This is a genomic window from Reichenbachiella sp., from assembly GCF_039969095.1.
Classification (GTDB): Bacteria; Bacteroidota; Bacteroidia; order Cytophagales; family Cyclobacteriaceae; genus Reichenbachiella.
This window is the reverse complement of record NZ_JBDVOL010000013.1, coordinates 74,341-91,840: the sequence shown is the minus strand read 5'-3', so window position 1 is coordinate 91,840 and position 17,500 is coordinate 74,341. Positions and strand designations below refer to the sequence as shown.

Genomic DNA, 17,500 nt, shown 5'->3' with positions numbered 1-17,500 from the left:
TATGTCCGTGCAAAAAATTTCTACAAAAAGTGTTTGTCCATGAAGTGCTGAAAGTCTTCTTTATATTGGTCGCTTATTGGAATGTATATGTTTTCGTCGAAAATGATACGCGATTTTTCGACGACGGATACTTCAGATAGATTAACAATAAATGATCGATGCACACGCATGAATTGATCCTTAGGAAGATGTTCTTCAATTTTTTTCATGCTCATCAATGACATCAGTGGCTTGTCGTTGATCAGGTGAATACGTACGTACTCTCGCATCCCTTCTATATATCTAATGTTTGAAAAATTGACTCTGATGACCTTGTATTCTGATTTGATGAATAGAAAATTGTCATTACTGCGAGTCTCTATTATTTCCGGGGTTTGATTCTCAAACCATGCTTTAGCTTTATTCGCTGACTTAAGAAAATCAGCATATCCAATTGGTTTTAGTAAATAATCCATTGCCTCCACTTTGAAGCCTTCTATGGCATATTCCTCATAGGCAGTGGTGAATATAACTTTCGGTGGATTATGTAGTGATTTTACAAACTCCATGCCGTTGAGATCAGGCATATTGATGTCCGTAAAAATCAGGTCAATAGATTTATTGTTCAAGACAGGAATTGCGGCTACGGCGTTATCAAAAGATTGAACCAATTCTAAAAAAGGTGTTTTTTTTATATACTCCTCCATTTGACGTAATGCCAATGGCTCATCTTCAATGGCTATGCATCTAATCATATCGGAATACTCATTTTAGCTTTAAATTCTTTGTCATCTTCTGTGACATCAAAATGGAAGTTGGATTGATACAGCAGATTCAAACGATCTCTTGTGTTACTGAGACCTATGCCATTGCTATCCTCAGAGCCTTGCTTGTGGTTACTATTGGTTATTTCAAAATTCAAAAAATGATCATCTACAGACATTTGGATATGAATATAGGAAGCAGCTTTATAACTCACCCCGTATTTAAATGCATTTTCGACCAAAGAGCTAAATAGCATGGGCGGAATTCGGATATCGGTATAATTGGAAGGGAATTTAGTTTTTAACTCTAATTTATCATTGAACCGTAAGCTCATTAGTTCCACATAATTTTTTAAAAAAGTAATTTCATTTTTCAATAAAATATGTCCTGATTCGGGTTCGGAGAGCATCGTACGCATAAGTCTAGACAATTTTATGACTGCTTCTTGCGCTTCTTCTGGATTGATAGCGATCAGCGAATGTACATTGTTGAGTGTATTCATGAAAAAATGAGGACTGATCTGATTTTTCAGAAATGAAAGTCGATTATGCACATTTTCCTTTTCCAGCTGTGTGTTGAGATGCTCGGTGTTGATAAGACGAAAGGTTGAGCGAAATCCAGTGCCTATGAGCAAGATAAACAAGGAACCAACAATATCATTTGCCAATGCGATAAGCGTTTCCCTATCTGGATCTAACCTACGTAAAGGGTGTGATTCTCTCGGTCCTCTATCCGCAAATTCAGGCGGAGGTGGTCTGTCCCTTGGCGGTTTATCTCTGGGTGATCTATCATCAAATAATTCTGAAGATGGGGGAAGAGCTTGTATTCGGTTTTTTGGTCGATCCACATAGCGAAATATGGTCAAAGTCATTACCATAACGAGTGATACGATGATATATAGCTTTCTTTTTTTTCTAAAGAGGAAATGAGGTACTGTCCAAAAGTGATTGATTGTTAACAAGAGGAGGTAGGGTGCTAGTTTTCTCCATTGCCGAAAGACTAAACTCCATTCCAGTTCATCACCAGAATAAAGAACAAATGGAGAAGCAATGGCAAAAAGAAAGAAAACCAAAAAAATGATTGTTTCCAGTCTTTGCATTTTGGCAGCCTCTGGCTTTTTTATTTTTTGTAGGTTCATTAAAGTAGGTGTAAAGAGTAAACTTAAATCATATATAATTTTTGAGACATGATTTTTGAAAGAATGAAGCAATTCCTCTCCTGGATTAGGAGTAAAAAACAGGCACTGCCAAAGGCAGCACCTGCAAAACAAATTAGTCCAAAAAACTACTGACTACTGTCTTTCTTTCCTCCACGTAGGATTTTAATTCACTTACAGCATTGCCAAAGGCATAAGTTTCCTCTTCAGCATATTCTGATATAAGCGCTTCATGTGTAGTAAATAATGTCTGTATTTTTGTAGGCTCAAAAGCATCATCCACGAAAGCTTGCAAATTGGTCTTGTATTGATCTTTGTATTTTTCAACGTCCATGATGTATCGTATAATTGGCCAATTGCTGGAAACTTCATCCATAGATAGACTTACTCCGCCACCCATTTTTCCGTCTTGCAAACTTTCATTATTGTCCCATGGAATCCAGACGAGCCGTCCTTCATCGTTGTATAAGAAATAATTGTGCGTCATCGTACCGTAAGTATCCCAATTTTGCATGACGTTGTTGGCAGCCAAATATTTGAGATAGGAATCCACGTTGAATACACTTTCTAGTTCTTCCTGCCATTGCTCTGAATCAGTGGTTCGGATATCGCTACGTAATACATCGTATAATGCAATGACATCAGAATAGTCTGCTTCATCTTCATTGGTTTTTTTGTCCATCTCTGCGTCGTTGTAGGTGCCAGATGCGAACGAAGCTGCTGTACCATCTGGTTTGTACAAATTGCCGTCGCCATCTGTGAATTGTGAATCAGGTACGGTGTCGTCTACTTCTTCTACTAACGAGTACATGCCTAGGTATTCTGATCCATTGCCACGATCTAGATATACTGCACAGAATGCGACGTGTGCAGCAGGCACACCAAAGGACCTAAAGACATCTGCAGCTACTTTTTCTCTCATGAAGGAATCATCGTTAAAGTTACTTCCGAGATTGAGCTGTTTAAAACCATAAAATCTCTGGTTGTCAATGGCCGGGTACGTGTCTTCAAATTCATCAAAGTCTAATTTGAAAGGGTATTTGTCGGTGTTGCTCTGATACGCATTTTGCAAAGAGGAGTTCCCTTTGTACCTGATGCCTACTTTGTACCATTCAGTATCTTCAAACTCCAATTTGCAGGGAACCCAAACAGGTGTAAAGTCAAGGGTAATGCTACCTCCGCCACGTGAAGATCCTAGATTTGTCTCTAGATCATCTTGCATGGCATTCCAGTTTTCTTCTTCAATGGTGATATCGATGCGAAGTACTTCGTTATCTGGAAAAACCACGTTATAATCCGGCGTTGCATCCTTGCTGTGTGTCTTTTCTGTCCAGTCAGGAGTTTCAATGTCCGTTTCACCAATAAATATATCTGAGGTGTCGTCTTCAAATTCACTGTCTCGACAAGACATCGTCGACAATAGCGAAATGATCATGATCTGTTGGATAATTTTCATATGATTATTATTAATAGTTTCGAAATTGTTTTTCACTTTTAAGCCGAAAACACTAAAACTTCAATTTGTACTTAAGCCCAATGATGTGCTTGTTTTTATATTCTTCCAGGTAGTAGTCGAGTTTGTAGCTAAGCCCTATAGAGTTGCCTTTTTTCAACTTGTAGTCTGCGCCTATGCTGTATCTCATTTTGGTGAAATCATCATTGGTGAGCTCTTGAAAGGCTTCCGCTGCCAGGTAGGGTGTTAGTTTATTCTTAGGGATATCATAAGCAAGTAGTGCTTTATACCTTAAATATTTCGTATCTGGGTCTTCTTCGAAATCAGCAATGCCTGTGTATCGAAGTCGAATCTCCGGTTCGAAATCCCCTATCTTAGTTTGGCCTTTTAGATCTAGCGCCAAACGGTGTGAATATTCTAAGTGATCACTCTTTTGATCAGCTGTAAATCTGTAGGTGGCAGTAGTACTCAAATATTTATTGATCTTGTATTTGATGCCAGTTTCCAATAAGTATTTATCAACTTCCCATTCCTTTAGTCTAATTTCTGGGTTTATAAACAGGTACCACCCTGCTCCCAGTTTTTTTTGCACAGTAAAAGAATACCAGGAAGCCGATTCGTTACTAATGCTTTGAGCATCTTGCCCGAAAGCCAAAGGACTGATTGTTCCCGTCAGAACGAGAATTGCACATCGTCGAATAACACTTTTGATTACTTTCATAACTTATTTTTTATATTCTCTGTAGAAGATTACTAGCTGTGCTACATCTCGGAGGTAGTCGATTTCTATGATTTCGAATGAGGTGATGCATAGACCAGTTCTCTTCTTGAGGTCTTCAATTAGGATGGACTGATTGACCAAATGAATGTTCTCTATATTTTCATATAGTATTGGAATGGATCGTTGATTTTTTGCATTTAAGACCTTTTCAATACACCATAACATCAGGACGATAACTGCATTGATTAAGGCTAAGCCTGAAACGTCGATTTTATTGTTCACGAGTGCATTCACTACAGAAATGCCAATAACGACAAACAGAAAAGACATTTCTTTGATAGGGATGGCATCCGTTCGATATCTAATGATGCCGAATATGGCAAAAAGACCGAGTGCGAATCCCAATTCTAACTTTACATTGGAGAGAAGAAAACACAGCAGGAACACCGTCATTCCAATGGCAAAGTAGCTGAAGTAAAAATCTGTGCTTTTGTGGTTTCTTTTATGTATCAGCCAGATCAAGGCTACTAGGGACGTTAGATTGATAAAGAGACGTATAAATAGCAGAGCGAAGTCGTACTCTTCTACGCCAGTAGCTTGTACTTGTCCCATTATCCCTTCCCAAAATGTAGCGTAAGCTGTGTTTTCTTGATTCATAATGTATGCGTTGAATTTTCAGTTTTCATTTTGTTGATTACGCGGAGCCTTTTCTTGAATCTGTTGGCCTTGAGACGTGGCTCAAGAGCCGTTCTGCCCATGCAGTATTTGCTGAATTGTGAAGGTTTTACACCAGAATTTTCAAGTATGCCTTTGATAGCTGATAGTTGATTTGATCGCTCGCGTTTGATCTCCACGACTGCTAGTTCTTTGAGATGCATCTGATGTCGACCACTTTCAAAAAAAATTCCCGTGTCAATGGTACATCTTTCGCCGCTTTGATAGTTGACTAGCGTAATTCTCTTGAATTGATTAAGTAGTTTCGGTTTTAAATCAGTTGGATCGAAGCGGCAATTCGCTCTGATATAGGCCATTTCTGGGATGGTAAAATGTGGGGTATTTATGCTTCTGAGTAGTCGGATTTTGTGCGTACGTCCTTTGTTGTTTTTGTTTTTGATTTCCAAGAAGCTGACCCCGGTGTTCTCATAGGTTCTAAATCTGATTTTCGAGCGTCGAAGTCTCCCATTGTGATGTGCCAGATACATATCATTCTCAGCGGTGTCGAAATAGATATTCTCATAATTCATTACGCTTTGATTGTTAATGCTTAAAACCTGACAGGTGGGGGCCAGAGTTTGGAGGAAATCGCCAAGTTTCGCAATGGGTAGTAGGTACTTGGTGTCTATGCGGTTCATCAGAGCTAAACCATTTAAACTTTCAAGGTCAGTAGTTGCAAAGGCATCTAACCCAGGATAAGCTTCTTGGTAATGATTGTGATTTATCGCTGTTGTTTCCATAGTGAAGCAAGTCTATGGAGATCAGATGGGGCATGAAAAAACAATCTATGAATTGGACTTTTTTATCAACGAATCGGCGATAAATCATGCAATAGGCTAAACAAAAAAATCCTCAGCTCTTTAGCTGAGGATTTTTGCTGTCACGATAGGTGACCATTACTGTATTGGACTCTTAATTACTTCTCTCTCTTTTTTCTTTCGGGTTTCTGGCTTTTCATAAATTCTTGAAACTCCTTCTTTTTGTCTTCTCCAATTTCAGCTGTTATCTGCTCTATAAATTCGTTTCTGAGCACTTCCATTGCTTCTCGATTTTTATTTTTTGTTGATTTAATCTCTTCAAAATGAGCATTGAACATGGCACTTACATTTTTCTGCTGGTCGCTAGTTAATTCTAATTGCTCAGATAGATTGCTTACCATAGTTTCAATTTCTTCTGCACTTGGTCCTTTAGGAGGTCCTTCACCTTTAGGTGGCTGCGCATAACTCGCGCATGTGGCAAAAACTGTTAATAGAATAATTCCGATGTACTTCATGATATGTGTTTTTTTGTTACAATATTTCATTTCAATTATTCAAACCTAATGGAGTTTATAAGTAGCACAAATAATAATCAACGAATGAGCCAATTCCATCTACGGATACTTGTTTATATGCAGTCCAAATCGGTGTATTCGGTTTCAAACTAAAGAGATGAATATTTTGATTAGTTTTAGATTTCTTCTAAAAACCAATTAATCATGTTCAACCACTATCTGAAAATTGCTTTCCGAAATCTTACAAGAAACAAAGTTTTTTCTGTTATCAATATCCTAGGCCTAGCGGTAGGCATGGGTGTTTGCCTGTTGATTTATCAATACATTCATTTTGAACTGAGTTTTGATGACTTTCATGAGAATGGGGAGCAGGTGTTTCGATTGACGCGAGAGGATTTGAGAGGAAGCGAAATCATAGATCGAGGGATTAATGTGCAAGAAAAATTAGGGGTTCTTGGAAAAGAACGTATTCCCGAAATACGAAAAATGGTAAGAATTCATGACTCTTTTGGGGATTTGGTTTTTATGACTAAGGATAATGAGAAAGTTTTTCAAGAGGCCAATTACTGGTATGCGGACTCCACCTTTTTTGATGTGTTTTCTTTTCCACTTAAATATGGCAATCCTAAAACGGCACTTTCTGAGCCTCACTTTATTGTGATTACAGAAGAGGTGGCTGAGAGATATTTTGGAAGTAGAGATCCTATAGGCAAAGAGATAGAAATTCATGGAGGTACTTTAAGCGGTGTATTCTCAGTAAGCGCAGTTTTAAAGTCCTTAGCTGCCAATAGTCATTTGCAGTTTGATTTTCTGATGCCTATGGAATTCCTTACGAACAATTGGCGACTATACCGAGAAGGAAATGGATGGCATTGGTACAATTTTGCCACTTATGTGGAGCTAGAAAGTAAGGCTGATCTTACATCAGTTGCATCAAAATTCGATCAAATCATTGTAGATCATATTGGAGAGGAATTGTCAAAGCACGAGGAAGAAGTTAAGATTCATTTACAGTCTCTTTCTGATATTCATTTGCATTCAGATTTTCCCGACGAACTGGTTCACAATGGCGGAAATAAACAACAATTACAATTCTATGGCTTGATTGCTGTTTTTATCCTGATTATTGCATGGGTCAACTACATCAATCTTTCGACGGCTCACTCCCTAAAAAGAATAAAAGAAATTGGTGTACGAAAGTCGATAGGTGCTTTCAAAAGGCAACTTGTTGGGCAGTTTATGACTGAAAGCTTGGTGCATAATCTGATCGGTGGCACACTAGCACTGGGTTTGGCTTATTTAGGTCTTCCATTGCTCAATGAGTTTATCGGCCAAACCTTATCATTTAGTTTGTTCCTATCGATTGGGTTTTGGGTCGGGTATGCTTTGGTGATTTTGCTAGGGGCATTGCTGGCAGGAGCCTATCCGGCCTTCGTTGTGGCCGGGTTTCAATCTATCAGTTTGATGGGGTCTAAAAAGGTGACCTCTGCTGGGAGCGCAAATTTCCGAAAAGGTCTAATTGTTTTTCAATTCATGATATCCATTTTGTTGGTATCAGGTACTTATGTGGTTTATCGTCAGACCAGCTACATGATGAAGCAAGATTTAGGAGTGAATATGGAAGAAGTCTTGGTTGTGAATGGGCCTCGTGTGGTGCTCGAGTTGGATCGAGAAATTCAATTATCAAAGTTTAATAATTTTAGAAATCAGCTAACGGCTCACCACTCTATTGTTGACGTATCGGGATCGAGTCACACTCCAGGACAAAAATTTAGCTGGGTAGGCGAAATTAGAAAGTTAGGAACGCCTCGAGAGGCTTATAAAAATGGCTACGTGGTATTCACAGATTCGCATTTTGCCAGCACTTATGACTTGCAATTTGTTTCTGGAGGCGGGTATGAATCGCACATGACTTCTTATGAGGACGGATTGATCATCAATGAAGCGGCAGTCAGCGCTTTTGGTTTGGGTACTGCAGAGCAAGCTTTGCAAGAACAACTAATTGTGAGCATTGGAGATACACTAAGGATTCTAGGAGTGGTTGCAGACGTGCATTGGCAATCGTTAAGAGACGCACATTACCCAATGGTATTTTCCTTGCACCAATTTGACAACGTCGTCTTTTCGGCCAAGGTGAAATCCAACGACATGCAGGAAACACTGGCTCTGGTTCAAGCTGCCTATCAGGAGAATTTCCCCAATGATCCCTTTGTTTATCATTTCCTCGACGAATCCTTCAATCGCCAATACCAAGCCGATCTTCAGTTCGGAAATCTATTTGCAGCCTTCTCTGGGTTAGCCATATTCATCGCCTGCTTGGGCTTGTTTGCTTTGGTGTCGTTCTCAGCTACTTTGCGGACGAAAGAGATTGGCATCAGAAAAGTACTTGGTGCCAAAGTAGGACATCTGATGGCACTGCTCTCCAAAGAGTACTTGTATCTCTTGCTCTTGGCCAATCTATTGGCACTACCAGCGGTCTGGTACTGGGGTAGCGATTGGCTCAATAACTATGCATTCAAGATCGAGATGGGTTTTGATTTATTCCTTATTCCTGGAACGGTACTTCTCATTATTTCTGCACTGACAGTCAGCTATCAGACTTTTGCCACGGCCAAGGCCAATCCAGTGGATGCGCTACGGTCGGAGTAAAAAATAAAAACCCGTCAGGTTTCAAAAACCTGACGGGTTTACTAATCAATAGCATTTTAGCTTACCCCAAAGCAATCTGCTTCATGGCAGTCATCGCTCCTCTAAGCTCTCCACCTACATACTCGATGTCGTGGCTTCTTAATACTTCATTGATCTGAATCAATGTCACATTGTCCACGCCATTGTCGATGCCATCATTGTAGTCTTTGCCAATGATGTTGGTATCAACAGTCTTCATGAAGTCAGCTAACAATGGTTTACATGCATGATCGAATAAGTAGCAGCCATACTCAGCAGTATCAGAAATCACTCGGTTCATTTCGAACAATTTCTTTCTTGCGATCGTATTGGCGATTAATGGCGTCTCATGAAGTGATTCGTAATAAGCAGAAGCACCTTGGATACCCGCTTCAGTCATCGTTTCATAAGCCAATTCAACACCAGCTCTTACCATAGCCACCATCAACAAGCCCTTGTCATAATACTCTTGCTCAGTGATGTCAGCATCAGAAGGAGCCGTTTTTTCGAAAGCAGTTTCGCCAGTCTCTGCTCTCCAGCTCAATAGATTTTTGTCATCATTCGCCCAGTCAGCCATCATAGTAGAAGAAAACTCTCCAGACATGATGTCGTCCTGATGCTTCTGGAACAACGGTCTCATGATCTCTTTCAATTCCTCAGAAACTTCGAAACATTTAACTTTTGCCGGGTTCGACAGTCTGTCTAGCATGCCAGACACACCACCGTGCTTCAATGATTCTGTGATTACTTCCCATCCGTACTGGATGAATTTAGCAGCCCAACCTTTGTCTACACCTTCAGCAACCATTTTATCGAAGCAAAGGATAGATCCAGTTTGCAACAATCCACAAAGGATCGTTTGCTCACCCATCAAATCAGACTTTACTTCTGCTACGAAAGAAGACTTCAAACAACCCGCTCTATGTCCACCAGTGGCGGCAGCATAAGCTTTGGCTTGCGCCCAACCTTTTCCTTCTGGGTCGTTCTCTGGGTGTACGGCGATCAAAGTCGGTACGCCAAATCCTCTCAAATATTCTTGTCTTACTTCTGATCCTGGAGACTTAGGTGCCACCATGATTACGGTCAAATCTTCTCTGATTTGCATGCCTTCCTCAACGATGTTGAATCCGTGAGAGTAAGAAAGTGTCGCGCCTTTTTTCATCAATGGCATCACAGCAGATACTACGTTGGTGTGCTGCTTGTCTGGTGTCAGGTTGATCACCAAGTCAGCTGAGGGGATTAGCTCTTCGTAAGTACCGACGGTGAATCCAGCTTCTGTAGTATTTACATAAGAAGCTCTTTTTTCATCGATAGCTGCTTGTCTCAAAGCATAAGAGATGTCCAATCCAGAGTCTCTCATGTTCAAGCCCTGGTTCAATCCTTGCGCGCCAGCGCCTACGATTACAATTTTCTTTCCTTTGAGTGCGTCTACGCCGTCTGCGAATTCAGACCCGTCCATAAACTCCGCCTGATCCAACTGATTCAGTTGCTCTCTTAGCGGTAATGTGTTAAAGTAATTTCCCATATCTATAATTTGTTTCTTTATTGCTTTGTTTTCCTCTTTTCATTTCGAGCGTTAGCGAGAAATCTTAATAAGCTCAATAAGATTTCTCCTTCCAGTCGAAATGACAAAAGAGTTTGATTATCTGCTTTCTTGCATCCCATCAGAGTTACTCGCAGAGAACTCTGATGTTTGACACTCGTCACCATTGTTGGTCTGTCGCCGTTGTTGGTCTTGTGACCAACAATACCATCCTCAGATCTCATGAGACATTTCTCAGATTACAAAGATGAGGGGGCTTGCGCCAACAATTGTGGTGGAAAAATGAAAAGTTTAGGTACTTTTCAACGATTCTCTCTGTAGTCTAGTGGGGTAATGCCTTCGGACTTCTTGAAAAATTTGGTGAAATACGACTGATCCTTAAAACTGAGATGATCGGCGATTTGTGTGATAGAGTAGTCCGAATACTTCAAAAGTCGCTTGATTTCTATGATTTGTTTCTCACGAATGAGCTCTTTTGATGTTTTCGATGTTCTTTCCTTGACTAAATGCGTCAGATGATTTTCGCTGACATTGAGCAAATCAGCGTAGTCTTTGATGCTGAGGTTTTGTTGGTATTTTTCCTCGATCAGTTCGCGAAAGCGTTTGACTAACACATGGCCTTTCTGCCTTACGCCTTCCAATTGCTCTGGTGGATAGAGTCGCTCACAGCTGCACAAGATCAATTCCAAAAGGGCGTGTGATAATTCATAACTGCCTTGATCTGTTTTGCTCATTTCCTCACACCCTTTTTTGAATAGCGATGCTAAAAACGCCTGATCGGACGAATCCTTGATCAACAATGGAGGGTTGTCCTGCTTCACATTGAAGAAGAAGGGATATTCTAATAATTTGTTCTGATTGCTTTTATCAAGCAAATAAAACTCACCTGTGAATAAAAAAATGTAGCCAGATACGTCTTCAGACAATTCTAGTTTATGTGCTTGCCCAGGACTGAGAAAGAAAATACAAGGCGGTTGTATTTCATAGCTGTTGTTGTCGATGATGTGCACACCCGAGCCTTGCGTGAGAAACAGTACTTCAAAAAAATCATGGCAATGTGGATACTCCACCTCAAAGTGTCGATTGGCATCAAACACCTCTATTTGATAAGGTTTCTCTCCTCCTTCTTTGAATTTTTCAATGCTGTAAACTGGTATGCCTTTCATTGGGGGTAAAGATAGTCACGCCAATGATACCGTCATAGCCCGGCGGTAGTCCGGGCTATCTGTTTCGGTATAGTAGTTTGTTTGCAAACAGCAGAACTCAGCGATATGGATTCCCCGAATGCTCCTTCCAGTCGCCTCGGAGAATGACGTTGTTACTTAAGGCTGTGAACAATACCTTGAGATCCTCCTTCCCCTGGCACCAATTCAAAACTGTTCGTGGGAGACAATCCGGGCTCGACTCTGTGTGAAACATAGATGATAGTGGTTTCGCCTTCGTGAGCAATACGGTTGATGAGATGAATCATCTGGGCAGCGCTTTCATCATCCAGATCCACTGAAGCTTCGTCCAAAATAAGCAAGGGTGGGTGCTTCACCATCGCTCTTGCAATCATGATCATTCGCTGATGACACATGGATAAGTCTATGAATGGCCTTTCAGCCAGATGAGAAAGTCCGATGAAATTTAGCCATTCATTAGCCAGTTTGGTTTGCTGGTCGGAAGGGATATGATAAAGTCCCACCGAATCGAAAAAGCCTGAAATGATCATTTCTCTGGTCAATTGCCTTCTTTTAAACTGGAAGGTCATGTTGGTAGTGAAGTAGCCTACCTTTTGTTTGATGTCCCAGATGGTTTCACCGCTTCCTTTTTGTTGGCCGAAGAGTTTGATATTCTGACCGTAGGCTTTTGGATTATCACCTGTGATCATAGTGAGTAAGGTGGTTTTACCGCTTCCATTGGGTCCATAGAGGTGCCAAAACTGGCCTTTGTTGATGACCCAGCTGATGTTTTTCAGAATGCATTTGTCTAAGTAGGATACACTCACTTGGTTGAACGAAACTAGCGGATTGTCGAAGATTGGGAGCTTATGAAGTGGATCAGGTAGTGGGTGTTGGTTCTCAGCTTGGGCAAAATGGTCTGCTTTTTTATCGCGGCCTTTCTTTTCAAGTTTACCTTTCTGGTAGGTGAACTGTTCTTTCAAAAAAGGCAAACGGTCATTTTCACGAGAATAAATATTTATAATATTCGAGTGATTTGAATGTGTTTTTAATAAATCAATAATTCTTTCTCTGGCCTTAGTATCCAAATTGTCCAACAAATGATCGAGGATAAGCACGACTGGATTTAGACTCAACGTATATCGAAGAAAAGCCTGCTTACGTTCACCAGAAGACATAGAGTTAAGTGTCTGACCGTTTTGTATCAGTATATCTTCGTTGTCATGAATCAATTCTTCGTCTATGAATTTGAGAATGGTCTTTGGAGAAATGATGTGAACTTTATATTCCTCCATCCACAGAAAAGCTGGTATGTACTTTTTATCAAACAGCCCAGTCATTAAAGGTTGACGTTCTGGTGCATTATCTAATTTGATATTCCAGTGGTGGTACTTATGTGTCATAAATGGTTGCAAATCTTATACTCAACACAAATATGCATGCTTCTTTTAAATGTAGAGCATTTTCCTCAGTTGAGTCGAGAATGGGACAATAGATTTTACTGAATATGTTGAAAAACAATCACCAGAGAGTTTTTTGCCGCTTGGACTGATTTTTTCTTAACTAAGTGTACTTGACGAGATACCGATTAAAAGACACAATCATGAAAGACATAAAAAACTTATTAGTTCCAATAGATTTTACTGAGGAATCCGTAGCCGGCCTAAAAGCTGCCAATCAGTTTGCTACAAAATTTAAAAGCCAAGTGCACGTCGTGCATTTCTTACCTTATCACCCTGTGGTTACACCTGTATACCCAGGTGATGCTTCCATGATTGTAAATTCAGCGGTTCAGGAACAGCAGATGGAGAGAGAGAAGACCCATGTGCTGAAAAAATTAAAAAACGAAATGGACCTCTACTTGAGTGAAGGATTAAGAGGTCAGATATATATAGTGAGTGACACACTCAATTCAGGAATGAACGATCTACTGGACGATATAAAAGTCGATTTGATCGTTTCTGGTACATCTGGAACCAATAACTTGGTTGAAAAATTTTCTGGAAACAATACCGAGAAAATGATTCGTAAGTCAGGTATTCCAGTGCTTGCGGTGTCCAACTATGCAGATATTACACTCGATGATGTACTGATTGCCACTGATTTGAGTACGGAATTACCTACCCGCTTGTACGATATGTGCAGGCTCTTAGAAAATCACGGAGCCACCATTCATTTTGTAAATGTGGATACCACTGAGTTGCTCAACGAAGCTGATATTTTGCCAAAAATGTCGGCGTTAGTTAAAGCACTAAGGATCAATAACTATAGAATTCACATTGTGTCCAATAAAGGAGAAGTGAATGGCATCATGAAAATAGTTGATCAGATTCACCCAGGACTGATTCTGATGAAGACCTATCAAAAATCTAACTTCTGGACCTTCTTCGAAGGTAGTTTGGCAGAAAAAGTCATACACGAAACAGAAGTTCCAGTTCTAGTTGAGCAGGTGTAATTGTGGAGAAAAGTCCCCAAGATCATTCTGGTTGTTGAATTTAATTCACCTTATTTTATAACAATATGGCCATAATGCATGAATTAGGTCTGTTGAGGTGAAAGGAATGGTTTTGGGTACTAATACAACTAGCGGATAACAATATGAGGAGAGTCCTCACTTTTTAATCACTAAATACAAATTGAATATGAATCATAGAAATAATTATATACACTTTTTAGCCTTGGCTTTCTTAATCATACTGGCCAGCTGCTCCACAAATACTAAAAAAACTGAAGCAGCGGAATCTATGGAGGAAGTAAAAGAAGAAGCGCTAGAAGCTAAGAGTGAGTTGAAGACAGCGTACACAGATGCCATTGAAGCAGTAGATAAGAAAATTGCTGGATTAGAAGAAAAGTTAGAAGGAGCGACCGATGAGGTGAAGGAGGATGTAACTGCGACCTTGGATAAGCTTAAGACTCAGAGACAGAAAATGGCAGATGAATTAGAGGAAATGACAGAAGCTTCTAGCGAAAATTGGGAAGAGGTAAAAGACGAATCGAAAGACGTGTTGATTACCTATCAAGCTAAAATTGATAGCCTGACTATAGAAGCCGAAGAATTATTCAATTAACAATCCCCCTTTTTTAAAGTAGATAATGGTCAGGCCACTCGGCCTGATCATTTCTTTATCCTTTCTAATATCAAATCCAGAAATAATGAAAACACATATGAATATCACACAGCAACTGATCAAATCACATTTAGTTACCGGGGATATGACGCCTGGCTCAGAAATCGGACTACGAATAGACCATGTCCTACAACAGGATGCGACTGGTACGTTGGTCATGCTTGAGCTACAGGCCATGGGATTGGCCAAAGTAAAGGCTGAAAAAGCAGTTCAATATGTCGATCATAACTTACTTCAAACGGATTTCAAAAATGCGGATGATCATGCCTTCTTACAGGCAGCTACGCAGAAAATGGGTTATTATTATAGCCGTGCCGGCAATGGTATTAGCCATGTTGTGCACATGGAACAATTTGGTGTGCCAGGCAAAAGTTTATTAGGATCTGACAGTCATTCATGCGCGGGCGGAGGTTTGGGTATGTTGGCTATTGGTACTGGTGGACTGGATGTAGCTATGGCGGCGGCAGGAGAGCCGTACTATGTGAAGATGCCAAAAGTATTAGGTGTAGAATTGACAGGTAAATTACCCGAATGGGTCAGTGCCAAGGATGTGGTATTGGAAATGCTGCGTCGATACGATGTGAAAGGTGCCAAAGGATATGTCATTGAATATTATGGCGAAGGAATAAAAAATCTAAGTACGTGGGATCGTCATGTGATTGCCAATATGGGTACCGAAATGGGAGCCACTTCTACGGTTTTCCCATCAGATGAAAGAACAAAAGAATTTTTGACCCAACAAGGCAGAGCCGATGATTGGGTAGAACTAAAAGCCGAAGAGGATGCGACTTATGATCTCACCGATCATATTGATTTGTCCAAAGTAGAGCCGATGATTGCTTGCCCATGCAGTCCAGGCAATGTAGTTCCTGTCAGCAAGGTGGCAGGAAGGAAAATCTCACAGGTAGTGGTAGGCTCATCAGCCAATCCAGGATATCGTGATTTTTGGATGGTTTCTCAAATCGTCAAAAACAAACAAGTACCAGCTCATATCTCACTTGATGTCAATCCATCTTCCAGACAAACAATTCAGACGCTTACTGCCGATGGAGCTATGGGAGAATTGATGGGCTCGGGAGCTAGATTTCATCAAACCGGATGTATGGGCTGTATCGGAATGGGACAAGCACCTGCTAGTGGGAAAATCAGCTTGAGAACTATGCCAAGAAATTTCTCAGGAAGGTCAGGTACCAAAGATGACCAAGTGTATCTATGTAGCCCAGAAACAGCTGCAGCTAGTGCTTTGAATGGAGAAATTACAGACCCTAGAACCTTGGGATTTGATTATCCGAAATTCGAAGAACCGAATCAAGTAAAGTCTGGCTTGACAGTCATTTTCCCTCCTGAAAAGTCTAAAAGTAAGGTGAAACTAGAGATGGGCCCGAATATCAAACCTATTCCGAAATTCGGTCGATTGGAGTGTGAATTTCAACTACCCGTGATATTAAAAATGGGTGACAATATATCTACTGATGAAATATTGAAGGCTGGTGCAGAAGTGCTTCCACTCAGAAGTAACATACCCGAAATAAGCAAATATGCCTACCAGGCACTGTCGAAAGATTTTTATAAACGAGCCAAATTAAGCAGTGACGGCCATATCGTAATCGCTGGAGAAAATTATGCACAAGGCTCCTCTCGCGAGCATGCTGCTTTAGCACCGAGATACCTCGGTCAAAAGGCAGTCATTGCCAAAAGCTATGCTAGAATTGGGTGGCAAAATTTGGTCAATTTCGGCATTATCCCATTCGAATTTGAAGATCCTTCAGATTACCATGATATAGACGAAAATGACGTCATTCTATTTACGGAGCTCAGAGAAGCCATTCAAAGCGATAAGCCCATATTGGTGAAGAACATCTCTATCAATAAGGAAATAGCAGTGAAAACTAGACTGAGTGAACGACAGATACGCGTACTGCTGGCGGGTGGTGTAATCAACGATTTAAAAGAAAGAGCTGAAATGGTCAATTCCAAAAAAGCAGTGGAAGAACTGGCTGAAGCCTAATATCAACACAAAATTTAAACATCAAATGAAAAAGTTAAATATTAAAATAAAGCAATTAATCAGTGAATTGAAACTCGCTGAAATCATGTTTAGAAAGACATCCATTAGGATGACCGATCAGCCAGTGAAAGATCAGCTAGCTACCTTAGCCGATCGGAAGGTTAAGTTCATCATGAGTATTGTCAACCAATACGATGTGAAATTGGAAACTTTAATGTATGAAGTGTCCGATTCCATACGCCCAGAGTGGGAGAAGCTCGAAATAAAAATGGATCACTTACTCTTGCAAGGATGGGAAAAAGACATTCTGGACAATTGTATTGATAGAGAAAAGAAAATTTTGAGTTATTACAAAGACCTATCTCAGGACTCCTCATACGATGATTTTATGACGGAACTGTTCACGAGTCAGCTGTCAGAGACCTATGATTTCATCAATGAATTGGAGGATACCAAAGAAGTTTATCTATCTATTTTCTCACTCTAGATGAATAGACTGACAGGACGGTAGGTTGTTGTAAAGGTGGTTTTGAACTAACTTGAGGAATATATTACACACATTTAATATGAATTATTGATGCTTATGAAGGCACTCATTGTAGATGACGAGGACGATATCGGCATGATGGTATCTCGGATTTTAATCAAAGAAGGTTTAGAGGCAGAACATGTCAATCGCATTGCGGCGGCCAAAGCCAAAGTGAAAGATGGTGATTATCAGGCCTACTTGTTGGATTTAAACCTTCCGGATGGAACCGGATTCGATCTGATTCCTTTGATTCGTGCAAAGTCGCCCAATGCCAGGGTAATCGTAATCAGCGCGCATGATGGAGCATATGAAATGCAAAGAGTAGAAGAAGAAAAAATAGACATATTCATTAAAAAACCATTTACCAAAAGTCAGATCATTGAAGCCATTCAAGGCTAGTG

General features: G+C 40.3%; 16 protein-coding genes. 6 read left to right on the top strand and 10 right to left on the bottom strand.

Annotated features, from left to right (window positions below; translation table 11 throughout):
- Positions 1–20: 20 nt before the first annotated feature.
- The 7 genes from ABJH98_RS12860 to ABJH98_RS12830 all read right to left on the bottom strand — a co-directional run bounded on the left by ABJH98_RS12860 (position 21) and on the right by ABJH98_RS12830 (position 6,061).
- Positions 21–734: a LytTR family DNA-binding domain-containing protein gene (locus ABJH98_RS12860; RefSeq protein ID WP_348308100.1), complete on the bottom strand. Its 714-nt coding sequence runs from the start codon at positions 732–734 to the stop codon at positions 21–23.
- A complete protein-coding gene (locus tag ABJH98_RS12855) occupies positions 731–1,882 on the bottom strand; it encodes a histidine kinase (protein ID WP_348308099.1) in 1,152 nt (383 codons plus the stop codon). The genes ABJH98_RS12860 and ABJH98_RS12855 overlap by 4 nt, the downstream gene beginning before the upstream one ends.
- Before the next feature lie 133 nt (positions 1,883–2,015).
- Positions 2,016–3,356 (bottom strand): CotH kinase family protein, encoded by a 1,341-nt coding sequence (locus ABJH98_RS12850; RefSeq protein ID WP_348308098.1) that lies wholly within the window; start codon positions 3,354–3,356, stop codon positions 2,016–2,018.
- 52 nt (positions 3,357–3,408) lie between these two features.
- Positions 3,409–4,074 carry a DUF2490 domain-containing protein gene (locus tag ABJH98_RS12845; RefSeq protein WP_348308097.1) on the bottom strand — a complete coding sequence of 222 codons (666 nt, stop codon included), beginning with the start codon at positions 4,072–4,074 and terminating at the stop codon, positions 3,409–3,411.
- Between the two features lie 3 nt (positions 4,075–4,077).
- Entirely contained in the window at positions 4,078–4,731 is a 654-nt protein-coding gene (locus ABJH98_RS12840) for a DUF4956 domain-containing protein (RefSeq protein ID WP_348308096.1), read from the bottom strand.
- A complete protein-coding gene (locus ABJH98_RS12835) occupies positions 4,728–5,528 on the bottom strand; it encodes a polyphosphate polymerase domain-containing protein (protein WP_348308095.1) in 801 nt (266 codons plus the stop codon). The genes ABJH98_RS12840 and ABJH98_RS12835 overlap by 4 nt, the downstream gene beginning before the upstream one ends.
- 176 nt (positions 5,529–5,704) lie before the next feature.
- Entirely contained in the window at positions 5,705–6,061 is a 357-nt protein-coding gene (locus tag ABJH98_RS12830) for a hypothetical protein (protein ID WP_348308094.1), read from the bottom strand.
- Between the two features lie 204 nt (positions 6,062–6,265).
- Here ABJH98_RS12830 and ABJH98_RS12825 point away from each other — a divergent pair, with 204 nt between their 5' ends.
- The gene (locus ABJH98_RS12825) at positions 6,266–8,710 is read left to right on the top strand and encodes an FtsX-like permease family protein (protein ID WP_348308093.1); all 2,445 of its coding nucleotides are present in this window, start codon (positions 6,266–6,268) and stop codon (positions 8,708–8,710) included.
- A gap of 61 nt (positions 8,711–8,771) precedes the next feature.
- On the opposite strand, the gene ilvC is transcribed toward ABJH98_RS12825, so the two are convergent.
- From ilvC to ABJH98_RS12810, 3 genes are all read right to left on the bottom strand, one after another.
- Complete coding sequence (ilvC, locus tag ABJH98_RS12820) at positions 8,772–10,253, bottom strand: ketol-acid reductoisomerase (RefSeq protein ID WP_348308092.1); 1,482 nt, start codon at positions 10,251–10,253, stop codon at positions 8,772–8,774.
- A 320-nt stretch (positions 10,254–10,573) separates the two neighbouring features.
- On the bottom strand, positions 10,574–11,437 hold the full coding sequence (locus ABJH98_RS12815) for an AraC family transcriptional regulator (RefSeq protein WP_348308091.1): 864 nt from the start codon (positions 11,435–11,437) through the stop codon (positions 10,574–10,576).
- Between the two features lie 152 nt (positions 11,438–11,589).
- Entirely contained in the window at positions 11,590–12,837 is a 1,248-nt protein-coding gene (locus ABJH98_RS12810) for an ATP-binding cassette domain-containing protein (RefSeq protein WP_348308090.1), read from the bottom strand.
- Positions 12,838–13,037: 200 nt separating this feature from the next.
- Here ABJH98_RS12810 and ABJH98_RS12805 point away from each other — a divergent pair, with 200 nt between their 5' ends.
- The 5 genes from ABJH98_RS12805 (at position 13,038) to ABJH98_RS12785 (ending at position 17,498) form a co-directional block, all read left to right on the top strand.
- The gene (locus ABJH98_RS12805; protein WP_348308089.1) at positions 13,038–13,889 is read left to right on the top strand and encodes a universal stress protein; all 852 of its coding nucleotides are present in this window, start codon (positions 13,038–13,040) and stop codon (positions 13,887–13,889) included.
- Positions 13,890–14,076: 187 nt separating this feature from the next.
- Positions 14,077–14,502: a hypothetical protein gene (locus tag ABJH98_RS12800; RefSeq protein ID WP_348308088.1), complete on the top strand. Its 426-nt coding sequence runs from the start codon at positions 14,077–14,079 to the stop codon at positions 14,500–14,502.
- An 85-nt stretch (positions 14,503–14,587) separates the two neighbouring features.
- A complete protein-coding gene (locus tag ABJH98_RS12795) occupies positions 14,588–16,570 on the top strand; it encodes an aconitate hydratase (protein ID WP_348308087.1) in 1,983 nt (660 codons plus the stop codon).
- Between the two features lie 25 nt (positions 16,571–16,595).
- Positions 16,596–17,057 carry a hypothetical protein gene (locus tag ABJH98_RS12790; protein WP_348308086.1) on the top strand — a complete coding sequence of 154 codons (462 nt, stop codon included), beginning with the start codon at positions 16,596–16,598 and terminating at the stop codon, positions 17,055–17,057.
- 96 nt (positions 17,058–17,153) lie between these two features.
- A complete protein-coding gene (locus tag ABJH98_RS12785; protein WP_348308085.1) occupies positions 17,154–17,498 on the top strand; it encodes a response regulator in 345 nt (114 codons plus the stop codon).
- Positions 17,499–17,500 lie beyond the last annotated feature (2 nt).

What these genes read in the sequence shown, in the direction of transcription:
- ABJH98_RS12835 (WP_348308095.1), bottom strand. Translation starts at nt 5,528, where the DNA reads ATGGAAACAACAGCGATAAATCACAATCATTACCAAGAAGCTTATCCT.
- ABJH98_RS12850 (WP_348308098.1), bottom strand. Translation starts at nt 3,356, where the DNA reads ATGAAAATTATCCAACAGATCATGATCATTTCGCTATTGTCGACGATG.
- ABJH98_RS12860 (WP_348308100.1), bottom strand. Translation starts at nt 734, where the DNA reads ATGATTAGATGCATAGCCATTGAAGATGAGCCATTGGCATTACGTCAA.
- ABJH98_RS12805 (WP_348308089.1), top strand. Translation starts at nt 13,038, where the DNA reads ATGAAAGACATAAAAAACTTATTAGTTCCAATAGATTTTACTGAGGAA.
- ABJH98_RS12795 (WP_348308087.1), top strand. Translation starts at nt 14,588, where the DNA reads ATGAAAACACATATGAATATCACACAGCAACTGATCAAATCACATTTA.
- ABJH98_RS12845 (WP_348308097.1), bottom strand. Translation starts at nt 4,074, where the DNA reads ATGAAAGTAATCAAAAGTGTTATTCGACGATGTGCAATTCTCGTTCTG.
- ABJH98_RS12830 (WP_348308094.1), bottom strand. Translation starts at nt 6,061, where the DNA reads ATGAAGTACATCGGAATTATTCTATTAACAGTTTTTGCCACATGCGCG.
- ABJH98_RS12800 (WP_348308088.1), top strand. Translation starts at nt 14,077, where the DNA reads ATGAATCATAGAAATAATTATATACACTTTTTAGCCTTGGCTTTCTTA.
- ABJH98_RS12785 (WP_348308085.1), top strand. Translation starts at nt 17,154, where the DNA reads ATGAAGGCACTCATTGTAGATGACGAGGACGATATCGGCATGATGGTA.
- ABJH98_RS12790 (WP_348308086.1), top strand. Translation starts at nt 16,596, where the DNA reads ATGAAAAAGTTAAATATTAAAATAAAGCAATTAATCAGTGAATTGAAA.
- ABJH98_RS12815 (WP_348308091.1), bottom strand. Translation starts at nt 11,437, where the DNA reads ATGAAAGGCATACCAGTTTACAGCATTGAAAAATTCAAAGAAGGAGGA.
- ABJH98_RS12810 (WP_348308090.1), bottom strand. Translation starts at nt 12,837, where the DNA reads ATGACACATAAGTACCACCACTGGAATATCAAATTAGATAATGCACCA.
- ABJH98_RS12840 (WP_348308096.1), bottom strand. Translation starts at nt 4,731, where the DNA reads ATGAATCAAGAAAACACAGCTTACGCTACATTTTGGGAAGGGATAATG.
- ABJH98_RS12825 (WP_348308093.1), top strand. Translation starts at nt 6,266, where the DNA reads ATGTTCAACCACTATCTGAAAATTGCTTTCCGAAATCTTACAAGAAAC.
- ilvC (WP_348308092.1), bottom strand. Translation starts at nt 10,253, where the DNA reads ATGGGAAATTACTTTAACACATTACCGCTAAGAGAGCAACTGAATCAG.
- ABJH98_RS12855 (WP_348308099.1), bottom strand. Translation starts at nt 1,882, where the DNA reads ATGAACCTACAAAAAATAAAAAAGCCAGAGGCTGCCAAAATGCAAAGA.